Genomic DNA, 21,734 nt, shown 5'->3' with positions numbered 1-21,734 from the left:
ATATCCAAATTATATATTGTTTATATTATTTTGAAAACATACAATGTTCCTAACACACTTTTTTGGAAAATGGAGGTCGATTGCATGACATTTCACCAATTACCTGGAGCGCAGGGCATGTATAATCCTGAATTAGAGCATGACGCCTGTGGGATAGGTTTATATGCTAATATAAAAGGCTTACCGACACACGATATAGTAAAAAAAGGCTTAGAAATGTTATGTCGGTTAGACCATCGTGCAGGAAAAGGCAGTGATGGCCAAACTGGAGATGGAGCAGGGCTCATGGTGCAAATACCTGATGTTTTTTTTCGGGTTGTTTGCAGCCAATGGGACCTTCCAGAAAAAGGACAATATGGAGTAGGAATGTTGTTTTTTACTCAGGATGATGAGGAAAGACAGGCGATAGAACTAAAAATAAATGAAACGATTATTGCTGAAGGTCAAGAGCTCATTGGTTGGAGGACAGTTCCTACTGATAAGAGTAAGTTAAGTGAATCCGCTAGTGAAACTGCACCTGTAGTGCGACAAGTATTCATCAAGGCTAAAGACTTTCAAGACTCGCTAGCGTTCGAGCGCAAGCTGTATGTCATTAGAAAACTAGTAGAGCATTGGGCACAGCAGGAAGCGAAAAAATTCTACTGTCCAAGTCTTTCTAGTCAGACAATCGTTTTTAAAGGAATGTTAACTCCTAAAGAAGTAGACGAGTTTTATGTAGATTTACAAGATGAACTGTTCACTTCGGCATTTTCTTTAGTACACTCTCGTTACAGCACAAACACATTCCCAAGCTGGGAGCGTGCTCATCCAAATCGCTACATCGTTCATAACGGGGAAATAAATACGCTACGAGGTAATGTCAACTGGATGAAGGCCCGTGAGCAACAATTCGTTTCGGATGCCTTTGGTGATGATTTAGAAAAACTACTTCCTGTGATTGACCCTAGTGGAAGTGATTCATCTATGCTCGACAATGCATTTGAATTTTTTGTTTTAGCTGGCAGGTCTCCGGCGCATACGGCAATGATGCTTATCCCAGAGCCGTGGACAGAGAATCCTCACATTTCACAAGAGAAAAAAGCATTTTATGCTTACCACAGCTCTTTAATGGAGCCATGGGATGGTCCAACAGCTATTTCATTTACGAATGGAAAGCAAATTGGGGCTATTTTAGACCGCAATGGTTTAAGGCCGGCGCGTTATTATGTCACAAAAGATGACTATATTATTTTTTCTTCTGAGGTTGGAGTAGTTGATATTGAAGAAGAAAATATTCTTTATAAGGAACGTTTAAGCCCAGGAAGAATGCTGTTAATTGATTTGGAGCAACAAAGAATTATTTCAGACGAGGAAATAAAATCTGAAATGGCAAGAGCACAACCATATCAGCAGTGGTTAAATGATCATCAATACAAGGTAATAGCTGAGGAAGATATACAGGAAAATGTAGAGGACCTATTGTTCCGTCAAAAGGCATTTGGTTATACGTATGAGGATATACACAAATACATTCTGCCAATTGCGATAGAAGGAAAAGACCCTATTGGTTCAATGGGGAACGATACTCCGTTAGCTGTTCTATCCGATAGACCGCAATCTCTTTTCAATTATTTTAAACAGTTATTTGCACAAGTAACTAATCCACCAATCGATTCTATCCGGGAACATATTGTTACCTCTACGATGACGTTGCTTGGTGCAGAAGGTGACTTACTTAACCCTGGAGAGCTCAATGCTCGTCGAATCTATTTGGAAACACCTGTTTTAACGAATGGACAGCTTCAATCCATAAAGGATTTGAAGGATGAAAGTTTCCGAAGCGGCACTATATATATTAATATGTTTGAAGATTTGGAAAAAGATTTAGAGAGGATCTCTAAAGAAGCAGATGAGCTAATAGATAAGAACGTATCGCTTATCATTTTGTCAGATAGATCATTAAATGTGTCTCAACCGACTATACCTGTTCTGTTGGCAGCCAGTAACCTGCATCAGCACTTGCTCTGTACAGGAAACCGTACGAAGGTGAGTATAATCGTTGAATCCGGGGAAGCAAGAGAGGTCCATCAGTTTGCTGCTCTCATCGGATATGGGGTGGACGCGATTAATCCTTATCTTGCATATGCAACTATAGCGGAGGCAATCCATGATGGCCATTTAGAAAGCACCTATGACGCTGCAGTTGCTAAGTATAGCAAAGGTGTAGCAGAAGGCGTCGTTAAGGTAATGTCTAAAATGGGAATATCCACGGTACAAAGCTATCGAGGTGCGCAAATATTTGAAGCGATAGGTATTGGCCATGACGTCATTGAAAACTATTTCACAGGCACAATTTCTCAGCTTGGTGGTATCGGCCTGGAAACGATTCGCGAAGAAGCGATTCGAAGACATCTATTAGCAGTAGAATCTACTGTCGATGCTTTAGATTCAGGCAGTGATTTCCAATGGAGAAGTACAGGAGAGCACCATGCCTTTAATCCGAAAACAATTCATACCCTTCAGTGGGCAACGCGACGAGGAGACTATGGACTTTATCGTCAGTATGCAGAAATGGCAAATGAAGAGAGAATCGGCTTTTTAAGAAATCTTCTTACTTTTAAAAAGGGGTCGAAAAAGATTCCACTAGATGAAGTAGAATCAGTGGACTCCATTGTAAAGAGATTTAAGACAGGTGCGATGTCATTTGGTTCATTAAGCCAAGAAGCTCATGAAACGTTAGCGATCGCGATGAATCGTCTTGGAGGGAAAAGTAACAGTGGAGAGGGCGGAGAAAATCCGAATCGATATGTGTTAGATACCAATGGAGATAATCGTCGTAGCTCTATTAAACAAATTGCTTCCGGCCGTTTTGGAGTAAACAGCCACTACTTGGTTGAAGCCGATGAGCTTCAAATTAAAATGGCTCAAGGAGCAAAGCCGGGTGAAGGCGGTCAGCTTCCAGGAAATAAAGTATACCCATGGGTAGCAGATGTCAGAGGCTCGACGACAGGGGTAGGTTTAATATCTCCACCTCCACATCATGATATCTATTCAATCGAGGATATGGCCCAACTGATTCATGACTTAAAAAATGCAAATCGCTCAGCTAGGATTAGTGTGAAGCTAGTTGCAAAATCTGGCGTAGGAACGATTGCAGCTGGTGTGGCTAAAGGTGCAGCAGATGTAATTGTAGTTAGTGGGTACGATGGTGGAACGGGAGCGTCTCCGAAAACAAGTATTAAGCATACAGGGTTACCTTGGGAGTTAGGCCTTGCGGAAGCTCATCAAACATTAATGCTAAATGGGTTGCGAAACAAAGTAGTCCTTGAAACAGATGGCAAACTCATGACTGGTAAGGATGTCGTTATGGCTGCCTTGTTAGGAGCAGAAGAATTTGGTTTTGCAACAGCTCCCCTAATTGTACTTGGATGTGTGATGATGCGTGCTTGCCATATGGATACTTGTCCGGTTGGAATAGCAACACAAAATCCAGAGCTAAGAGATAAGTTTAGTGGGTCTGCGGACTATGTTGTAAACTTCATGAAGTTTGTAGCAGAGGAAGTAAGAGAGTATATGGCTTTACTTGGTATTCGAACTGTAGATGAATTGGTTGGTAGAACGGATCTATTAGAAGTTAGCGAGCGAGCGAAGGCTCATTGGAAAGCGCAGCAATTAGATCTATCTGTATTGCTTTATCAAGTGAGTGGGGACCGTACTTGCAAACAAGCTCAAGACCATCAGCTTGAAAAGTCATTTGATATCAGAGAGTTACTGCCACAAGTAGAAAAAGCTATCATTCATAAAACGAAGGTAGATTTAAACTACACCATTGCTAATACTGATCGGGTTGTAGGTACTATTATAGGGAGTGAAATCTCTAAGAAATACGGAGCAAGCGGCTTACCAGATGACTCGATTACTCTACGCTTTAAAGGTGCGGCAGGTCAAAGCTTTGGAGCATATATCCCACAAGGAATGACAATGTTTGTGAACGGGGATGTAAATGACTATTTTGGTAAAGGAATTTCAGGCGGGAAGCTTGTAGTTACTTCTCCGTTATCGGGAACAGCAGAACAAAATGTTATAGCTGGTAACGTTGCATTATACGGAGCAACTAATGGTTCCGTATTCATTAACGGTCGTGCTGGAGAACGTTTTGCAGTGAGAAATAGTGGAGCCGATGTTATCGTTGAAGGAATCGGAGATCATGGCTGTGAATACATGACAGGTGGTAGAGCAGTTATTCTAGGTGATGTAGGCAAAAATTTTGGAGCGGGTATGTCTGGTGGTATTGCCTACGTGCTAGTGGATGATATAGAAGGATTCAAGTTTAAATGTAATATGGAAATGATTGGTTTTGAGAAACTTCAGTCTAAAGAAGAGATTCATAGTGTAAGGCAGCTAATCATGGATCATTATTATTATACAAGAAGCACAAAGGCTATGAATATCTTGGACAAATGGGAAGATACAGTTCACAAATTCGTAAAGGTTGTACCTAACGACTATAAAAAGATGCTAGAAAGAATTGCAACATTTAAAAATGAAGGACTGACTACAGACGAGGCAGCGATGAAGGCATTCTTATCAACATCTACAAAAAAAGTAGAAAAGAAACCTACGCTTCTGAAGTAATAAGAGTCTATAAAACATTTGCTGCTGTGGAGAAAAATAAGAGCCATTTAAGGAAAGGAGGAGTTTCAATATGGGTAAACCAACTGGGTTTATAGAATATAAACGAGAAAAAGCCAAGGAAGTAGCTCCTCTTAAGCGTATAAAAAACTGGGAGGAATATGCATCCAAACTTTCGGATGAATCTCTTCGTAAACAAGGTGCAAGATGCATGGATTGTGGAACTCCATTTTGCCATATGGGTATTGAAATCAGAGGTGCGACAGCTGGGTGCCCAATTAATAACCTAATCCCAGAGTGGAACGATTTAGTTTATCGTGGGAAGTGGCAGGAAGCTTTAGAAAGATTATTAATGACCAATAACTTTCCAGAGTTCACTGGTCGAGTATGTCCAGCACCGTGCGAAGGCTCTTGTACGCTAGCTATTACGGATCCTGCAGTTTCCATTAAGAATATAGAAAGAACGATTATTGACAAAGGCTTTGAAAATGGATGGATCACACCAAGGATCCCGTCGGTTCGTACTGGAAAGAAAATTGCTATTATTGGATCTGGTCCTGCTGGGTTGGCGAGTGCAGACAATTTAAATCAGGCAGGTCACTCGGTTACTATTTACGAGCGTGCTGACCGTGCAGGTGGGCTTCTCATGTATGGCATTCCAAATATGAAGCTTGAAAAAGAAATAGTAGAGAGAAGAGTTCACCTGCTTCAGCAGGAGGGCATCGACTTCGTTTTAAACACTGAGGTAGGTAAGGATGTTACAGCGGAGGAGCTAAAACTTCAATACGATGCGATCATCTTATGTATTGGTGCACAAAAACAGCGTACACTTCATATGGAAGGCAGTGACGCAGAGGGCGTACATCTTGCTATGGACTATCTAACCTCTACAACTAAAAGTTTGTTAGATTCCAATTTTGCAGACGGACAGTTTATTAATACGAAGGGGAAGGACGTCATTGTAATTGGTGGTGGCGACACTGGAGCAGACTGTGTGGCAACAGCTATACGCCAAAATTGTAGAAGTGTCGTACAATTCGGTAAGCATCCACAGCTACCGGCAGTTCGAGCGGCAGATAACCAATGGCCTACAGACCCAAATATTTATAAATTGGAATATGCATACGAGGAAGCCAATGCAAAATACGGCAAGGATCCACGGGAGTATTTAATTCAAACAAAAAAGATGATCAAAGATAAAAATGGCAAGCTGAAAGAGCTTCATACCGTTCAAATGGAAAAAATATTAGGGGAAGATGGTTTCTACTTTTTTAAAGAAGTTCCAGGTTCCGAGAAAGTATGGCCAGCACAATTTGTTTTTGTAGCTATAGGCTTTGAAGGGCCAGAAACTCCTTTGGCTGATCAGTTTGGTGTAAAGGTGTTAAACAAACGTATTGTTGCCTCGGCTAAAGATTATACAACGAATGTGGAAGGTGTATTTGCAGCAGGAGACGCTAGGAAGGGTCAAAGCTTGATTGTCTGGGCTATTAAAGAAGGGCAAGAGGTTGCTAAAAGAGTAAATGATTTCGTTATGAATAAATCGTTTGTTAAATAATCGTGGTGCGGGAGACTTATAAGGGGTCTCTCGTTTTTTTACTCTAGTAGTTTAAAGCGTAGGAATAACTTACCATAATTTTGATTGTAAAATGGTACACTTCATTATATACGTAGCAATAGTAGGATTGGCGGGGTAAAGGATGGAAGAACAAAAAATTATTGAGTTGTGCGGTAAATATGGGATTATACCGAATAACATTGAAATCTTAAGAAAGGAACGTGTTTTAGCAAAGGTTAATTCAGATCAAAAATATTTCTTGAAAGGAGAAATTGCAGATAAAGCACATTGGGAAAATTGCTGTCATTATTCAAGGTTATTATTAGAAAGTGGATTGAATGTTACGCAATATCTAAAATCTTTAGATGCCACTTATATAGTAGAATTTGAGGATAAGGTATTCTCATTAGAAATTAATCTAGCTGGTAAACCAGTAGAAGTCTTAACTGATAGAGAAATTACTGAGATTGGTCGTTTATTAGGTATTCAACACGCTTTGTCCATTAAAATACCAACGCCATTTAATACTGCTACTTCGTGGAGTTTATTTGGGGGTAACCTAACTGATGAGATAGGAAATTATGATGAAAACGAATTAAGTTTTTTGGATTTTAAGAAACATTATGAGGATCAACCTCTGTTTTCAAATATTGAATCGTTATATCAGGAATACCGCAAAAGTATTTATGAAATATGGGGTCTTTTACCACAAGGTGCTGTTCAAGGAGATTTCTGCTACTACAATATGCTTCTAGAGGAAGATGGAAGTCTAGCTATTTATGATTTTAATTTAGCTGGTAATGAAGTTTATTTAAATGAATGTATTGCAGTTGGGGTGTATCACGCATGGCATGCTCCCTATGAAGGGAAATTAAAGGAAGAGGAACGATTTCAACTATTCATTGATTCGTATACAAGGGAACGGCCTTTTAATGTTATCGAACAAGCTACTTTTTTACAATTAAAAGCGATCATTCGTGCATTTCGTTATGACCGAATAGAAGAGGGGATTTCGTTAAAAGTAGAGAATGAACAAAATCTATTTTTACAAAACACCTTATTCATACTTGAAAATGCTAGATAAATATACCATATTTTATAATTAACTAATGGATGCTTTACTTCAAAAATCGCCTCAAAACCCCTACTTTTATTTTAAAGCAGGGACTTTTTTGTATTGCATGATGTTAGTTTAAAGCACTACTCTATCTTTAATAAGCAATTGTTAACTTTGGATGAAGACTTGTTTCTTCTGGAATTACACTTTGGATTAATAAAACATCACTTTTGAGTGCATTAGGTACAAAATAATCGGTCCCCAATGAAGAAACATCCCTCTCACAATTGTAAAACACTACATATTTTCACTATGCTATCATATTAGCAGACTAAAGTTTTTCTTTTATTTTCTGTCAACTGATGGCATAATAAAAGTAAGAGATTGAAGAGGGGGAACAGCATGATTGGCATAATAGATTATGGAGCAGGGAATTTACATAGTGTGGTTAAGGCAATTACTCGCCTTGGTTATCAGATTAAGCTTATCACCAAACCTAGCGAGCACGATGATGAAATAGAAAAGCTAATCCTACCTGGTGTGGGAAATGCCAAGGTGGCCATGGATGTTTTAAATGAGACAGGCTTAAGTGACTATTTGAGGGCAGAAGTTGATAAGGGGACACCTCTTTTAGGTATTTGCTTAGGAATGCAGCTTCTTTTAGAGACTAGTGAGGAAGGTAATGTTCCGTGCTTAGGGTTTCTACCAGGAACAGTCCCTTTGTTTGGTGAAGAGGCGGAAAAAGTTCCACATATGGGTTGGAATCAAGTGCAGGATGTGCAAAATCATTTCTTGTTTCAAGATATTCCAGATAACACGGACTTCTATTTTGTTCATTCCTATTACGCACAGCCTAGCATAGAGGATCACATAATCGGTGTGACAAATTATGGACCTGACTTTGCATGTGCGATAGGAAATTCCCAGGTGATGGGTGTACAATTCCATCCAGAAAAAAGTGGTAAATACGGCATTCAATTGCTAGACAATTACTGCAAGCAAGGAGTTGACGAGCATGCTTAGAAAACGAATTGTACCTGCAATAGACGTTTTAGGTGATAAAGCAGTAAAATATGTACAATTCAGAAATCCTACGATTATTGGTGATCCAGCAGAGCTAGGAAAGAAGTATTCAGAGGATGGTGCGGATGAGTTGATCTATCTGGATACAACAGCTTCGTTAAAAAACCAAGACTTAAAGATAGATTGGATTCGTCGAGCCGCAGAACAAGTATACATACCTTTTTCGGTAATTGGCGGTGTCCGAACGATAGATGACTTTAAAAGGTTGCTTCGCGCTGGAGCAGATAAGGTAGGGGTTAACTCCGCTGCTGTACAGCGACCAGAGCTTTTAAGAGAAGCGGCAGATATATTCGGTAAGCAATGTGTGGTGCTAGGATTGGATGCAATGCCAATTTATAATGTGAACAATGAAATTATCAGATGGGAAGTATATACACATTCCGGACACGAGAAAACGGGAATGGACGTAGTAGAGTGGGCACAGCAAGCAACTGAACTTGGAGCGGGAGAAATTATTTGTACAAGTATTCATAAGGACGGTATGAAAAATGGCTATGATGTGGGGCTTATTAAGCTGCTATCTGAAAAAGTGAATGTGCCAATTATTGCTTCTGGTGGAGCTGGTACTTTAGACCATATAGAAGAAGTGTTTACAGATGGGAAAGCAGATGCTGCTTTAGTAGCCTCGATGATCCACTATGGAGATTATACTATTTCGGAGATTAAAGACTATTTATATAAGAAGGATATTAATGTGAGGATGTAGTTTTTGGATGACTTGTTAAGGATTAATTCTTAGCAGGTCTTTTTTTGATAGAAATATATGTTAGTTTTTATTATATATTTGACAAACGGTCGGTTCTGTCCAATTATCGGTCGGTTTCTGAGCAAAATCGGTCGGTTCTGCCAAATAATCGGTCGGTTATTGAGCAAAATCGGTCGGTCACATAAAAAAAGCTATCCAATCATCATTGATTAGATAGCTTTAAGGCTGTGTTGCATCAATTTGTGAGAATCTGTCTAACATAAAAGTTTCTCTATCTAAGTATTTCCCATCCTCGTTCTTGAGCAACAGCTCGAAGTTTTTCCTCAGGCTTTACAGCTACAGGATTGCCGACTAATTCAAGGACAGGTAGATCTGAATAGCTATCTCCGTATGCATAGCTGTTTTCCCAATCTATTTCTTGTCCTTCTAGTCTTTCTAGTAGCTTTTTCGTCTTCATCACGCCATTTACATGCTCTAGTGGAGACTTTGTATACACATAGTTATCTTTATATATGATTTCCGTTCCGATGATATCGGTAAATGTAATTCCTTCTGTGACACGTTCTAAAAATTGGGTGTAAGCACCTGAGACTAGATAAATATGTACATTTTCTTGCTGGTGAGCATTCAATTTTTCTAAAACCTTTTTATTGAAGCTTTGCTGCATTTGCTCTTTTAATTCGTCAAAGTATTGATACATCTCATCTTGTGTTCTTCCTTCAAAAGCCTCTAGATATAATTGCATGGACCGTTTTCTCATACTAGTAGTTGGATAAAGCTTAAGTTTATTGGCAATATAAGGCGGGACGATGGATCTATAAAAACGTTTATATTGCGGATGATAGGTCGGGTGCACCTTTAAGTGATTCATTAGCAGCTTGAAAGTCTCTTCCTCATATAACGTTCCATCAAAATCAAAAATAGCAACTTGCATATCTATCTTCACCTTTTCATTAATATGGCTTTATTTTATTATACTGGAAAAGGGTGAGGAAAGACAAAATACTATTAAGAAATAAACGCTTTCTGTCCTTAAGGGGAACAGAAAGCGCCTATTTAGGTTACTATTGCATTTTGTACATTGGACCTTGAGCAGTACCGTACGCGTTTAAGATTTGCTCCATAGTTTGTTCTTCGAAGCGAGGTACTTGATAATACCCATGCTTGTTTTGATAAATGGAAAGCTCGTAAGCCATCTCAATACAGTTAGGGATTGAATCCTGAAGGACTCTTCGCACAACTGGGTTAGTAGCTTCTAGCGCTGCAGGAACCTTACCAGCAGCTCCAGCTTTAGCAGAGCTTAACAAATAACCGGAGATCATTTCGTCATTTATCTCTGAAGCACTTTGGATAGGTTTTTTAGGTTGTGATGACGGTTTTAGACCATAAGTAAAATCATTTTGCGTGGCCATCTTATAAGATGCAGTGCGATGAGAAGGGTCTTTCCCAGTTTTAAAGCATTCCACCAGCATATTATACTCGTCTAAAGCAAAAGCATACTGACGGTCTAGAATGCTTAATAATTCCTGATCCTTCACGTGTGGACGTAAAATGGTGCTCAAGTTTAATGCACCGATTGCTGCAGACAATACCTCATGTACATCCATTAATTCGTGCGCACCATGATTAAAATGAGGTACAACCGTTTGCCCATTCATCGTTTCACTGTGATTTTGACTGTATGTGTTATCCAATCTATTCTCCTCCTCCATTAAGATGTATTGAAACATCTAAATTAGTGTGAACAGAACAAACAAAAATATGTATGCACGCTAAGTTAAAAGAAAGTGTTACAGGTGCCAGGCACCTGTAACACTTTTGAAATAAAATAACCGTGATTTTTAAGGATCACGATTATGCATGCATTTAGTTTTCGGTCGAAGCTACTAATGAGAACAGGAAACGATATAAAAACTGGTATGTTTCTTCTATTGTATAATTTGTGTCAAAATCGTCAATATAATTTAAAGGTAGATTGACTTCCCACAAGCCATCTCCAGCAGAGAACATGACACTGTAATTCATTGCTTTTCCATCAAAATGTTCATTCAAATATGCTTTTACTGCATCTCCATATTTTTTTTGAAGGGATAGTCCGAACATAGCTGTATATACTTCAAATACTTCATCGTACTCAAAGGCGATAGCGTCTACACTTAATGTTTCGAAATGAGGAGTCTCTAAGTACATAAACTCGTTCATTTTTTCTTTAAAATGAGTAATAGGAGTTTTTAAAAAGGCGTTAGATTCTTTTGAGATTAATTCCTCTGTTTCTTTAACGAATCTTTCAATGATGGCATTTTCAAATAGTTTGTCGCTTTCTATTACGGATATACTGGCAGTTTCCGATAAAAGTTCATTAGTTAGAGCATAGTCATGCTCTTCTTTTGTCAGTGAGATATGTTCTCCTGCAATTTCCGTGATTTTTTGAGTTAGTTTCTTTTTTATCATATATAATCGTTCCTTTCTTCATCTGCAATTACTTGTAAGTCGTATGCGTCAATACTAATTATAGGGTAGTTATTATTTTCTGCATAACTTTGAGCAAGTTTTTTTATAAATTTTGGTGAACCTTCATTTTCGTCATCATAAATGATTAACATGGCATCCGTATTTCTAATGAGAAATTTATTTTTTTCGATAAATTGCCACGGCGCTTCATAAGGCTTTTTTGTCACGCTCGTATGAAAATCAGCAAGTGCAATAAGCCTATGATAGTTTTCCTGCTTTTGCTCATTCCAATTTTTCTCTTGTTCCAGGAATGGTGTAATAATAGAATATTTTAACTGGGGAAATTCCTTTTTTAGCTCCACTACTAGCTCTGCTGCCCATGTCTCCACACCTAGCTGTCCACTAAGAATAACCCATTCCAGTCCTTCATCTAGGAGAGCACGCATTTGATTCTCAATCGCTTTTTTTATAATAGGAATTCCAGGATGGCTATCATTAAATATCCCTAATTCATGGGCTTTATACCCAGTTACCAAAAGTCTTTTAATCATTTTCTCTTCCTTTTCTTAAGTTATTGAGTAATGTGACCATATACTACATTTTCTCATAAACTAATATGAATGCAAAGAAGGGATGATGGAAGTTGAATGAAAGAAGTAGCGTGGAGTTTGTAAGTCCATTTGATGGTTATGTATTCCAAGCAGCAGAAAGTTTAATAGGCACTAATATTGCAGTGCAAACGACTAAAAATATCCTTCAAGGAAAATTGACAGCAGTCGCTCCAGATCATCTTGTCGTAAATGTAGGTGGAGTTCCTTTTTATGTACGTATACAAGCTATCGTTTGGATTTCTCCGAACATATCTAAATGAAAGGATGGTTGATTGTTTAATAGAGTAGATAAATTGTTGATTGAATTGCCCAATTTAGAATATGGAGATGCAAATGCGGCTTCCGCTGTGCAGGAGCTCTTAGGTGGAAAATTTGGTGAAATGTCGACACTTAACAACTATATGTATCAATCCTTTAACTTTCGTGGCAAAACTAAGCTAAAACCATTCTATGATTTGGTAGCCAGTATAACAGCGGAGGAATTTGGTCATGTGGAGCTCGTCTCCAATACGATAAATCTATTATATAAAGGAACTAGCTTCAGTGGAGAACCAGATGTGGCACCACTACAAGATGCCAAAAATATGCGAAACACTTATGCTTTTATAGCCAATGCTCAAACCTCCTTAGCCGGAGATTCAATGGGGAATCCTTGGAGAGGAGATTATGTATTTTCGAGTGGTAACCTAGTATTAGATCTTTTGCATAATTTCTTTTTGGAATGTGGTGCAAGAACCCATAAAATGAGAGTATATGAAATGACTGATCACCCAACTGCTAGGGAAATGATCGGATATTTATTAGTTCGCGGAGGGACGCATATTATCGCTTATGCAAAAGCCCTTGAAATAGCTACAGGTGTAGATGTAACTAAAATGTTGCCAATCCCTAACCTTGATAATCGTGCGTTTGATCAGGCACGAAAATACGAGGATTTAGGATATGGGAATGTACTTTTTACATGGAACAACGTAGGCGATTATAAAGACATTGATAAAATCTGGAAGGGTAAGAATCCTACAAGTGGGGACCAATTAATTGTGAAGGAAGGTAGTCCTAAAGGCTATAAAATTCCTGAATTAGAATCTCTCCCGGAAGAATTCGCTCCTGGTATCGGTCCAGAGGAATTCCAAGCCATTGCCAAACGATTAATGTCTAAAATGTAAACTGACATACAGTTAGGGAATAAGGATGCTTCAGAAAAACAAATGGCTAAAGGGTGTCATACATTGTATCGGCATTCTACCTTGAGCATACCGGTATGTCGAACAAAACTGGAACAAACATTATATAAAAATAAATAAATACTAATTTTTTCCTAAATGTGTTTGTACCATGTACCGATCATTTGATAGACACAAAAACCCCCATTTTCATAGAACGGGGGTTTTCATTATTTGTTTGATTGTTCATCTAATCTCGTTATTCTTTCGTAACCATCATGTGCTGGAGCTCTTTCATATTACGAACACCAGCCAAGGAGATAGAAACCTTTGTCTCTTGCAGGAGATTCTCTAGGACTCTTTCTACACCTAGTTGTCCTCCAGCAGCTAGCCCCCAAACGAAGGGGCGACCGATACATACAGCAGAGGCACCAAGAGCTAGAGCCTTTACAGCATCAGAGCCTCGTCTAATACCACTGTCAAATAAAACAGGAATTCTTCCATCAATAGCTTCTACAATACCAGGAAGTGCATCAATACTGGCAATAACGCCATCCAGTTGCCGTCCACCGTGGTTAGAGACAATGATGCCGTCTATTCCTTGTTCAACTGCTAGCTTGGCATCCTCTGGATGGAGGAGCCCTTTAATCAAAATTGGGAGGGAAACGTGGTTCCTTAGCTCAGCAATATCATTCCAGTTCAAGGTAGGATGATATATATTCTCCAAAATACTATCAACGATAACCTCCTGAGAATGCTCTGGTAAAGCAGCCATAAAAACAGGGTCTGAAGCATAATTACCTTGGCCAAAGCCGCGCTTTAAAGGAGAGAACTGGTTGCGAATATCTTCTTCTCGCCAACCGAGCATAACTGTGTCTACTGTCAGGACAATTGCTTCATAGCCGGCAGCTTCTGCACGTTTAGCCATACTAAACGCTATCTCTTTGTTAGATGACCAGTAGAGCTGGAACCATTTTGAGCTTCCGGGAGTTGCGGCAGCAATCTCTTCAATAGAAAAACTTGACACAGTACTTTGTATGTAAGGAAACTCATAATTAGCTGCAGCCTTTGCCACAGCAATTTCTCCATCTTCATGTGCAATTTTATTTACTCCAACTGGAGCGATGAAGAGGGGGTGAGGATAGGTTTTACCAAGTATTGTTACTTCGGTATTTAGGGTAGATACATCATTTAAAAATCGTGGAACGATTGAGTACTTCGAAAAACTATTTATATTTTTTCGATAGGTTTCTTCTCCACCAGCAGATGATCGAATATAACCAAAGGGACCAGCCTCTAATGTTTCTTTTGCAGCCTTCTCTAATTCGTTAAAGTCAATTGGATACTGTTCATTATTATCTATATTGCCTAATAGTAGGTCATTGTTTTTAGCGTTACTCAACGTATTCACCTCTCATGGAGTACTAGTTTAAAACTTTCTTTATACGAATGGATTTAATAATTAGTCCTTTTTTAATCTTGCAGCTAATCGGTTGCCGAGAGACTGAATGCCTTGAACTAAAATAATTAAGATCACAACTATGACATACATAACGTCCGTTTCATAACGTAAATGTCCATAACGATAAGCTAAATCTCCTAAACCACCAGCACCGACCATGCCAGCCATAGCAGTTGCTCCTATTAATCCAACCGTTGCAATTGTTAATCCTAATATGATAGATGGTCGTGCCTCTCGCAGCAGCACATGCCATATAATGAACCGTGTTTTAATCCCCATGGCTGTATAAGCTTCAATTACTCCATTTTGAACTTCCAAAAGGGCGGACTCCATCAGACGGGCGATGTAGGGCGCAGTATAAATAACTAGCGGAACGATAACACCTTTCACACCGATGGTCGTACCTACAAGGAATTTCGTAAATGGTAGGATAAAAAATAATAGAATGATAAATGGTATAGAACGAATAACATTTATGAGAAGGTTACTTAACTGGTATACGATTGCATTTTGTAATGCTTGCCCAGGTCTCGTTAAAACAATTAGTATACCTAAGGGAATACCGATTAGGATGGAGATTAATAAAGAAATCCCTACCATTTGGAAAGTTTCTATGGTGGCTTTTCCGATTAATGGGAGCCATTGATTGGTAAATTGTTCAATTCCACTCATGAGTGCACCTCCAAGTTTTCTGTTTCAACACCGCGTTCGTTTAGAAATTGGATTGCAGACTGAACTTGGTCCGGGTCTCCGACTAAATGGATGACAATATTACCCACAATCCCATTTTTCAACTCGATGATATTGGCGGTTAATATATTAGGCTGGACTTCAAATCTTTGGCTAACCTCTGCTAATAAGGGCTTACCAGTGCTCTCTCCAACGAAAGTTAAACGTGTAACAGCACCTGTTACATGGAGCTGAGAAATTAGAGACGGGGATAGATTTCGTTGACTGATTGTGCTTAAAAACTTCTTTGTAGTTGGATGCTTTGGCTTTGTAAAAAGGTTAATCGCAGTGTTTGCTTCTACAACTTCTCCTTTTTCCATTACATACACATGATCACATATTTTTTGAATGACATTCATCTCATGAGTGATTAGTAGAATAGTGATACCCAGCTCTTTATTTATTTTTAATAGCAAATCCAAAATGGAATCAGTAGTTTCAGGATCCAATGCACTTGTTGCTTCATCGCTTAATAGTACTTCGGGTTCCTGTGCAAGGGCTCTAGCTATTGCGACGCGTTGTTTTTGCCCTCCTGAAAGCTGGTTTGGATAGCTTTTATACTTATCAGATAAACCAACTATTTCTAAGTACTTTTCTACTCTACTTTTTACTTCTGTTTTATCATAGCCGAGTAGCTTTAATGGAATGGCAATATTATCATAAACAGTTGCTGTTTTTAGAAGGTTAAATCCTTGAAAGATCATTCCTATTTTATTTCGTACCATACGTAGCTTCGCTGGGGGGAGGGGGGTAATGTTATTGCCGTTTATGTATACTTTTCCGGATGTTGGTTTCTCTAAGAGATTAACACAGCGAATGAGCGTGCTTTTCCCTGCACCGCTATAGCCTATAACCCCATGAATTTCACCTTTTTTTACGTGTATGCTTACATTATTTACAGCCTTTACCGTACTACTTTTACTGTTGAATTCTTTGGTAATATTTTCTAAAACTATCATGAATGATCTTCCTTTCTAAAGAAACGCCGGCAGAGCTATACGCCTACGTTTTTCTTGATGTCTAGCTTCGGCGCCTTGCCCCTCGGGGTCAAATGGGAAAATACTCCGGTGGCTGTGGATCTGCCTCCTCGCATTTTCCCATTTGCCTGTCGGGGCAGGGATAGGCGCCTGTGCTTTTCTTGATGTCTAGCTTCGGCGCCTTGCCCCTCGGGGTCAAATGGGAAAATACTCCGGTGGCTGTGGACCTGCCTCCTCGCATTTTCCCATTTGCCTGTCGATTAGAGATAGGCGCCTACGCTTTTCTAATTTACCAACCTGCTAGTGCGGAGCCTTGGAATTCTTCTTCAATAAATTCTCTAACTTCGTCGGAATGGTATGCTTTAATGAATTTTTGGATGGCAGGATCATTTTCGTTTTCCTTACGAACAACAATATGGTTAACGTATGGGGAATCAGCTGACTCTAACAAAATTGATTCTTCTCCAGGGTTAATACCAGCTTCTAAAGCATAATTGGAATTGATTGCTGCAGCATCGACCTCACTAAGCTGTTTTACTATTTGCGCTGCCTCTAATTCAACGAATTCAAGGTTTTTAGGGTTTTCTTCAATGTCATGAATAGAAGCATTTCCTTTTTTACCTTCTTTCACTTTGATAAAACCATTTACTTCTAATATGTCTAAAGCTCGTGCACCTTGTGTTGGATCATTCGGTAGTCCAAAGGTAGCTCCATCTGGCAGTTCATCGAAGGATGTATACTTTTCAGAATAAACGCCCATTGGAAGTAAAATAGTCTCAGCGACTGGTACTAGCTCTGTATCATTATTTTCGTTAAATGAGTCAAGAAAAGGTAGAGTTTGATAACTGTTTGCGTCCAAGCTTCCTTCATCAAGGGCAGTGTTTGGAAGTATGAAATCTGAAAAAGCCTTAATCTCAATTTCTAGTCCATCACGTGCTGCAATTTCAGCAACAACCTCAGTAACTTGTTCATGTGGACCTGACGTAACGCCAACAACTAATTTATTTTCATCTAATGGTCCTGATGTAGCATCATCACCACAAGCCGAGAGCAACCCTGTTAATAAAACTCCTGATAACACTAAGCTAAATTTTTTCATTGTAATTCCTCCTGAATATGTATTAATAAAAACGAATAAATATAAAAGCCTCTCTTTCAAAAGAAAGAGAGGCACACAAATATGTATTGTCCTCTCTTATCTTCCAAAACAAAATGTTTTGCAGGATTTAGCACCTTTCTATACTTTTTTAGTATAGATGGTTGCCGAGCTTCAACGGGCCAGTCCCTCAGCTACTCTTGATAAGAGATAATAATCTATTAAGTTTTTCGTTTTTACTATAGAAAGAATTTACTACACTGCTCTATTGAAGTCAATAGATATTTTTATATTTTTATAATTGTTTAGAAAAATTCAAATAGAATATTATATAAATAATTATACAAAAGTGATTTATGTGGAAATACTAAGATGGGAGCATTTAAAAGGTTTACATTTAGCTTTACGCTTTATTTTCATGGTTATGTTAAAGGTAAGGGGTGATTTAAAATTCATATAAAAAGTGAGCTGGAAATGTATCTCCAAGCTCACTTTTTATGTGCATTTTTTTACTAAAGCCCCTTCGGTGACTATTTTAATTCAGTAATGCAAGTTTTGCTCTAGATGGAGTTTCATACTTTACAGTAACTCCATTTAACATGGTATTGTTTTGTACAATATAATACCCACCACCTAGACCATACATGGGAACATATCCATCAAGTGGTTGTTTAGCTGAATACACTCGGAATTCTTCGTTAGGCATTAATTGTCGGATAGGTTCAAGACCAGGTTCGCCACCATCAACACTATTAATTACTTTAAATAAAGTAGTTTCCTTAAGGATTGTAACCTTTCCGATTTGACCTGCTTTAAGTTCCGTTTTTCCCCACATAACTTTTGTAGAAGAATCTACTAATAATGCAAGTTTTGCTTTAGAAGGCGTTTCATACTTTAAAGCACTGTACATATTGACAAACAATCCGTCCCCTAGACCGTATTCTCCTCCGTATATATCTGTACGGAATGTATAGACACGATACTCTCCACCTGCTGGTAACACTTTTCCTCTAGAGCCATCCGCCTTATATGTTGCCACATCTGCGTAAAGTGTTACTTTACCAATCTGACCTTTTTTTAATTCCGTTTTCCCCCACATAACTTGTGTTGATGAAGCTTCTGATGTGATAGTGAAGGAAAATATCGCTACTAAAGTAAATACAATCGCTATAAAAATATTTTTTTTCATTTTTTACCTCCTACAATAATTAACCAATTGTAACATAAATTACATTCATATTTTGAAATAAATTAATATATAGGCTTTGAGTTCATTAAACTAGCCTCGAGCGTTAGTTTAAATACATTCTTTCACAAACTTTTTAATACCATTTTACATAAGTCTACCTTTGCCTTTAACATAGCCATTTTCATTTTAAATAACTTTTGCAAGAAGTTTTAAGTAAACTTTCAAAATAAAATACTGGTTATTTTAAAAACAGAAACTGATTTACTTGTTAAAAAAGCTGTAGCTTTTCTATTCTTTCTACAGCTTCGACGAGTCGATCCTCATCAACTAATAACCCCACCCGTACATAACCTTCTCCATGCTTACCGAAGCCGTTTCCAGCAGCGACTGCAACATCAGCTTTTTCTAAAAGAAGGTCTGCAAATTCCTCGCTAGTATAGCCATTTGGAACTGGAAGCCAAGCGAAGAAAGAGCCTTCTGGAGCTTTTACGTTCCAACCAATTTTTCTACATGCCTCTATGAAAATGTTTCTTCTTTTTTCATAAAGTGCTACTAATTCGTCTACACATTCTTGAGAGCCATTTAATGCTTCGGCTGCTGCAGACTGAACCGCAGGAAAGAGACTGACAAAGAGATGGTCTTGTATAATATTGATAGCTTCAATGATTTTAGAATTACCGACTGCAAAACCTACACGCCATCCAGCCATATTGTAGGTTTTAGAGAGTGTATACATTTCAATACCGATTTCCTTTGCGCCTTTTGCTTCTAAAAAGCTAACTGGTTTCTTTCCATCAAACCCAATACCTCCATACGCAAAGTCATGTACAACGGCTATACCATTTTCCTTCGCTAAATCTACCGTTTCTTGAAAAAATTCTGAAGTGGCAGAAGCTCCAGTTGGGTTATTAGGATAATTCAAATACATCAGTTTCGCAGCTTCTTTTTGTTCTGTAGAAAGCTGCTCGTAATCTGGAAGAAAACCATTTTCCTCTAATAGTGGCATTGTTTCAAATTGTACATTGGCTAGCCCAATACCTGATAAGTAATCTGGATAACCAGGGTCTGGAAGAAGCATTAACTCGTTATCATTCATCAAAGCTAAAGGTAGTTCAACCAAACCAATTTTAGTTCCAAATAAAATAGCGACTTCTGTATTAGGATCCAAATTTACGTTGTATTCGCGTGCATAAAAATCTACTGCTGCTTGCTTCAACTCATTTATTCCTCTGAATGGAGAATATTTGTGAGATTGAGGGTTTTTAGCAGCACTTGATAATGCTTTTACAATATGATCCGGTGTAGGCTGGTCGGGATTACCTTGTCCAAGATTTATTACATCTCTTCCTTCTGCCACAGCCTTTGCAACTTTTTGTACTAATGTTGCAAAAAACTGGGGAGGAAGATTTTTTAAACGATCAGAAAATTCCATGGGCAATACCTCTTTTTCTAAATAGTTGCATATATTAGTCAAATCTTATAACCTTTTTAGTATTATGTCTAGAGGTGGTGTCGGTATGAAAATTGCTTGTGTTCAGTTAGATATAGCATTTGGTAATCCTAAAGAAAATTTTGAAAACGTTGAAAAGAAGATTAGAGAGGCTGCAAAGCAAGAAGCTAAACTAATCATTTTACCGGAAATGTGGAACACGGGATATGATTTGACTAGATTAGAAGAAATAGCTGATAAAGAGGGGAATGACACAAAGAGATTATTAACCAAGCTAGCGAAGGAATTACATATTCACATTATCGGTGGCTCTGTCTCTACAAAAAAGGATTCCCATTTTTATAATACGATGTATATTGTAAATGATTCTGGAGATATCATAACAGAGTATGATAAGGCCCACTTATTTAAGCTAATGGATGAACATTTGTATTTAAAAGCAGGAAACAAGAAAAACTTATTCGAAATCGAGAATATAACGATGGCAGGTGTCATATGCTATGATCTTCGCTTTCCTGAATGGTTTCGGGCTCACTCTTTACTAGGAGCCAAGGTAATATTTGTTCCTGCACAGTGGCCAGCAGCCCGGATTGATCATTGGAAAATTCTTCTGCAGGCAAGAGCAATCGAAAATCAATGCTATATAGTGGCAGTAAATCGAGTAGGAAAAGACTCGAACAATGAATTTAATGGTAACTCGATGGTGATTGCCCCTTGGGGAGAAATAGTATGGTTAGGTAATGAGGAGGAAACTACCGGTCTAGTAGATATTGATTTAAATCTTGTAGAAGAAGTAAGAGGTAGAATTCCGGTTTTTCAAGATAGGAGAGAATCATTATATAAATAATAATATTTATTTGAAAACTCTTAATTTAAGTTGACTGATAGTTTGCTTTTTTGTATGGTTTGTTAAAGGGGGAGAAATAATGACAGAACACAAAATTGCTATACAGGATGAATATCCGGATGATTTTGCTTGGTGTTATGGATGTGGTCGTTTAAATGAAGAGGGGTATCATTTAAAGACATATTGGAATGGAGATCAAACAGAAACAATTTATCAACCTAGAGAAGAGCATACTGCAATTCCTGGCTTTGTGTATGGTGGATTAATAGGGGCTTTGGTAGATTGTCACGGGACCGGCTCAGCATCACTTGCTCTTCACCGAAAAAATGGATTTGAGCCTGGCAGTGGTGAGGCACCTCCACGATTTGTGACGGGTTCACTGCATGTGGATTTTCTGAAACCAACACCACAAAAAGTTGAACTCAAGGCTATCGGTACGGTGGAAGAAATACATCCAAAAAAGTGGAAGGTGACTTCTGAGGTGTTTGCTGGAGACGTCCTTTGTGCTAAAGGGGAAGTAATCGCTGTTGTCATGCCTGCAACGTTTGCAAAATAATAAATATAACAGTTAACACAGGATATTTTTTTCCTGTGTTTTTAATTTTGAGCAAAGGAAAATAGTGACTTTCTGCAAAGGTCGGTTACCCATGTTGTAACTGGATATTTATGTTAAAATATTAAGGGTTTATCAATGTAGAGACTTTAAATGACACGATCTAGGTCATTGAGGTAGAGTTGAATGATTTG

General features: G+C 38.4%; 19 protein-coding genes and 1 riboswitch. Of the genes, 9 read left to right on the top strand and 10 right to left on the bottom strand.

All coding sequences use genetic code 11. The features are described 5' to 3' along the window. Positions 1–84 precede the first annotated feature (84 nt). From gltB to hisF, 5 genes are all read left to right on the top strand, one after another. The gene (gene gltB, locus MKX96_RS11240) at positions 85–4,614 is read left to right on the top strand and encodes a glutamate synthase large subunit (RefSeq protein ID WP_340883673.1); all 4,530 of its coding nucleotides are present in this window, start codon (positions 85–87) and stop codon (positions 4,612–4,614) included. A 70-nt stretch (positions 4,615–4,684) separates the two neighbouring features. After that, positions 4,685–6,166 carry a glutamate synthase small subunit gene (gltD, locus tag MKX96_RS11235; RefSeq protein WP_340883672.1) on the top strand — a complete coding sequence of 494 codons (1,482 nt, stop codon included), beginning with the start codon at positions 4,685–4,687 and terminating at the stop codon, positions 6,164–6,166. Positions 6,167–6,308: 142 nt separating this feature from the next. After that, complete coding sequence (locus MKX96_RS11230; protein WP_340883671.1) at positions 6,309–7,250, top strand: phosphotransferase enzyme family protein; 942 nt, start codon at positions 6,309–6,311, stop codon at positions 7,248–7,250. A gap of 375 nt (positions 7,251–7,625) precedes the next feature. Continuing rightward, a complete protein-coding gene (gene hisH, locus MKX96_RS11225) occupies positions 7,626–8,246 on the top strand; it encodes an imidazole glycerol phosphate synthase subunit HisH (protein WP_340883670.1) in 621 nt (206 codons plus the stop codon). Then, positions 8,239–9,012: an imidazole glycerol phosphate synthase subunit HisF gene (gene hisF / locus MKX96_RS11220; protein WP_340883668.1), complete on the top strand. Its 774-nt coding sequence runs from the start codon at positions 8,239–8,241 to the stop codon at positions 9,010–9,012. The genes hisH and hisF overlap by 8 nt, the downstream gene beginning before the upstream one ends. A 271-nt stretch (positions 9,013–9,283) precedes the next feature. Here the strand turns inward: hisF and MKX96_RS11215 are convergent, their stop codons facing one another. The 4 genes from MKX96_RS11215 to MKX96_RS11200 form a co-directional block, all read right to left on the bottom strand. Then, entirely contained in the window at positions 9,284–9,946 is a 663-nt protein-coding gene (locus MKX96_RS11215; protein WP_298471760.1) for an HAD family hydrolase, read from the bottom strand. Between the two features lie 130 nt (positions 9,947–10,076). Beyond that, entirely contained in the window at positions 10,077–10,670 is a 594-nt protein-coding gene (locus MKX96_RS11210; RefSeq protein ID WP_205964174.1) for a spore coat protein, read from the bottom strand. A gap of 208 nt (positions 10,671–10,878) precedes the next feature. Then, positions 10,879–11,463: a branched-chain amino acid aminotransferase gene (locus MKX96_RS11205; RefSeq protein WP_298471757.1), complete on the bottom strand. Its 585-nt coding sequence runs from the start codon at positions 11,461–11,463 to the stop codon at positions 10,879–10,881. After that, on the bottom strand, positions 11,460–12,014 hold the full coding sequence (locus MKX96_RS11200) for an SLOG family protein (RefSeq protein ID WP_169361495.1): 555 nt from the start codon (positions 12,012–12,014) through the stop codon (positions 11,460–11,462). The genes MKX96_RS11205 and MKX96_RS11200 overlap by 4 nt, the downstream gene beginning before the upstream one ends. 92 nt (positions 12,015–12,106) lie before the next feature. Here MKX96_RS11200 and MKX96_RS11195 point away from each other — a divergent pair, with 92 nt between their 5' ends. Both MKX96_RS11195 and MKX96_RS11190 read left to right on the top strand, forming a co-directional pair. Then, complete coding sequence (locus MKX96_RS11195) at positions 12,107–12,334, top strand: YuzF family protein (protein ID WP_169361494.1); 228 nt, start codon at positions 12,107–12,109, stop codon at positions 12,332–12,334. Between the two features lie 12 nt (positions 12,335–12,346). Then, positions 12,347–13,240, top strand: a complete 894-nt coding sequence (locus tag MKX96_RS11190) for a manganese catalase family protein (RefSeq protein WP_169361493.1) — start codon at positions 12,347–12,349, stop codon at positions 13,238–13,240. Positions 13,241–13,496: 256 nt separating this feature from the next. Here the strand turns inward: MKX96_RS11190 and MKX96_RS11185 are convergent, their stop codons facing one another. From MKX96_RS11185 to MKX96_RS11160, 6 genes are all read right to left on the bottom strand, one after another. Then, on the bottom strand, positions 13,497–14,639 hold the full coding sequence (locus MKX96_RS11185; protein ID WP_298471749.1) for an alpha-hydroxy-acid oxidizing protein: 1,143 nt from the start codon (positions 14,637–14,639) through the stop codon (positions 13,497–13,499). 60 nt (positions 14,640–14,699) lie between these two features. Next, the gene (locus tag MKX96_RS11180) at positions 14,700–15,371 is read right to left on the bottom strand and encodes a methionine ABC transporter permease (protein WP_169361491.1); all 672 of its coding nucleotides are present in this window, start codon (positions 15,369–15,371) and stop codon (positions 14,700–14,702) included. Beyond that, positions 15,368–16,387 (bottom strand): methionine ABC transporter ATP-binding protein, encoded by a 1,020-nt coding sequence (locus tag MKX96_RS11175; protein WP_298471744.1) that lies wholly within the window; start codon positions 16,385–16,387, stop codon positions 15,368–15,370. The genes MKX96_RS11180 and MKX96_RS11175 overlap by 4 nt, the downstream gene beginning before the upstream one ends. Positions 16,388–16,694: 307 nt before the next feature. Continuing rightward, positions 16,695–17,504, bottom strand: a complete 810-nt coding sequence (locus MKX96_RS11170; protein ID WP_298471742.1) for a MetQ/NlpA family ABC transporter substrate-binding protein — start codon at positions 17,502–17,504, stop codon at positions 16,695–16,697. A gap of 93 nt (positions 17,505–17,597) precedes the next feature. Next, positions 17,598–17,711, bottom strand: a riboswitch (SAM riboswitch). Between the two features lie 325 nt (positions 17,712–18,036). Then, positions 18,037–18,690 carry a hypothetical protein gene (locus tag MKX96_RS11165; protein WP_298471739.1) on the bottom strand — a complete coding sequence of 218 codons (654 nt, stop codon included), beginning with the start codon at positions 18,688–18,690 and terminating at the stop codon, positions 18,037–18,039. Positions 18,691–18,958: 268 nt separating this feature from the next. Beyond that, the gene (locus MKX96_RS11160; RefSeq protein ID WP_298471736.1) at positions 18,959–20,122 is read right to left on the bottom strand and encodes a pyridoxal phosphate-dependent aminotransferase; all 1,164 of its coding nucleotides are present in this window, start codon (positions 20,120–20,122) and stop codon (positions 18,959–18,961) included. Between the two features lie 85 nt (positions 20,123–20,207). Between MKX96_RS11160 and MKX96_RS11155 the strand changes: the two genes are divergently transcribed. Next, positions 20,208–20,987 (top strand): carbon-nitrogen family hydrolase, encoded by a 780-nt coding sequence (locus tag MKX96_RS11155; RefSeq protein WP_340883666.1) that lies wholly within the window; start codon positions 20,208–20,210, stop codon positions 20,985–20,987. A 79-nt stretch (positions 20,988–21,066) separates the two neighbouring features. Further along, positions 21,067–21,543 (top strand): PaaI family thioesterase, encoded by a 477-nt coding sequence (locus tag MKX96_RS11150; protein WP_340883665.1) that lies wholly within the window; start codon positions 21,067–21,069, stop codon positions 21,541–21,543. The last annotated feature ends 191 nt before the right edge of the window (positions 21,544–21,734 follow it).

This window comes from Psychrobacillus sp. FSL W7-1493 (assembly GCF_038004905.1).
Lineage (GTDB): Bacteria > Bacillota > Bacilli > Bacillales_A > Planococcaceae > Psychrobacillus.
This window is presented reverse-complemented; position numbering and strand designations above follow the sequence as displayed.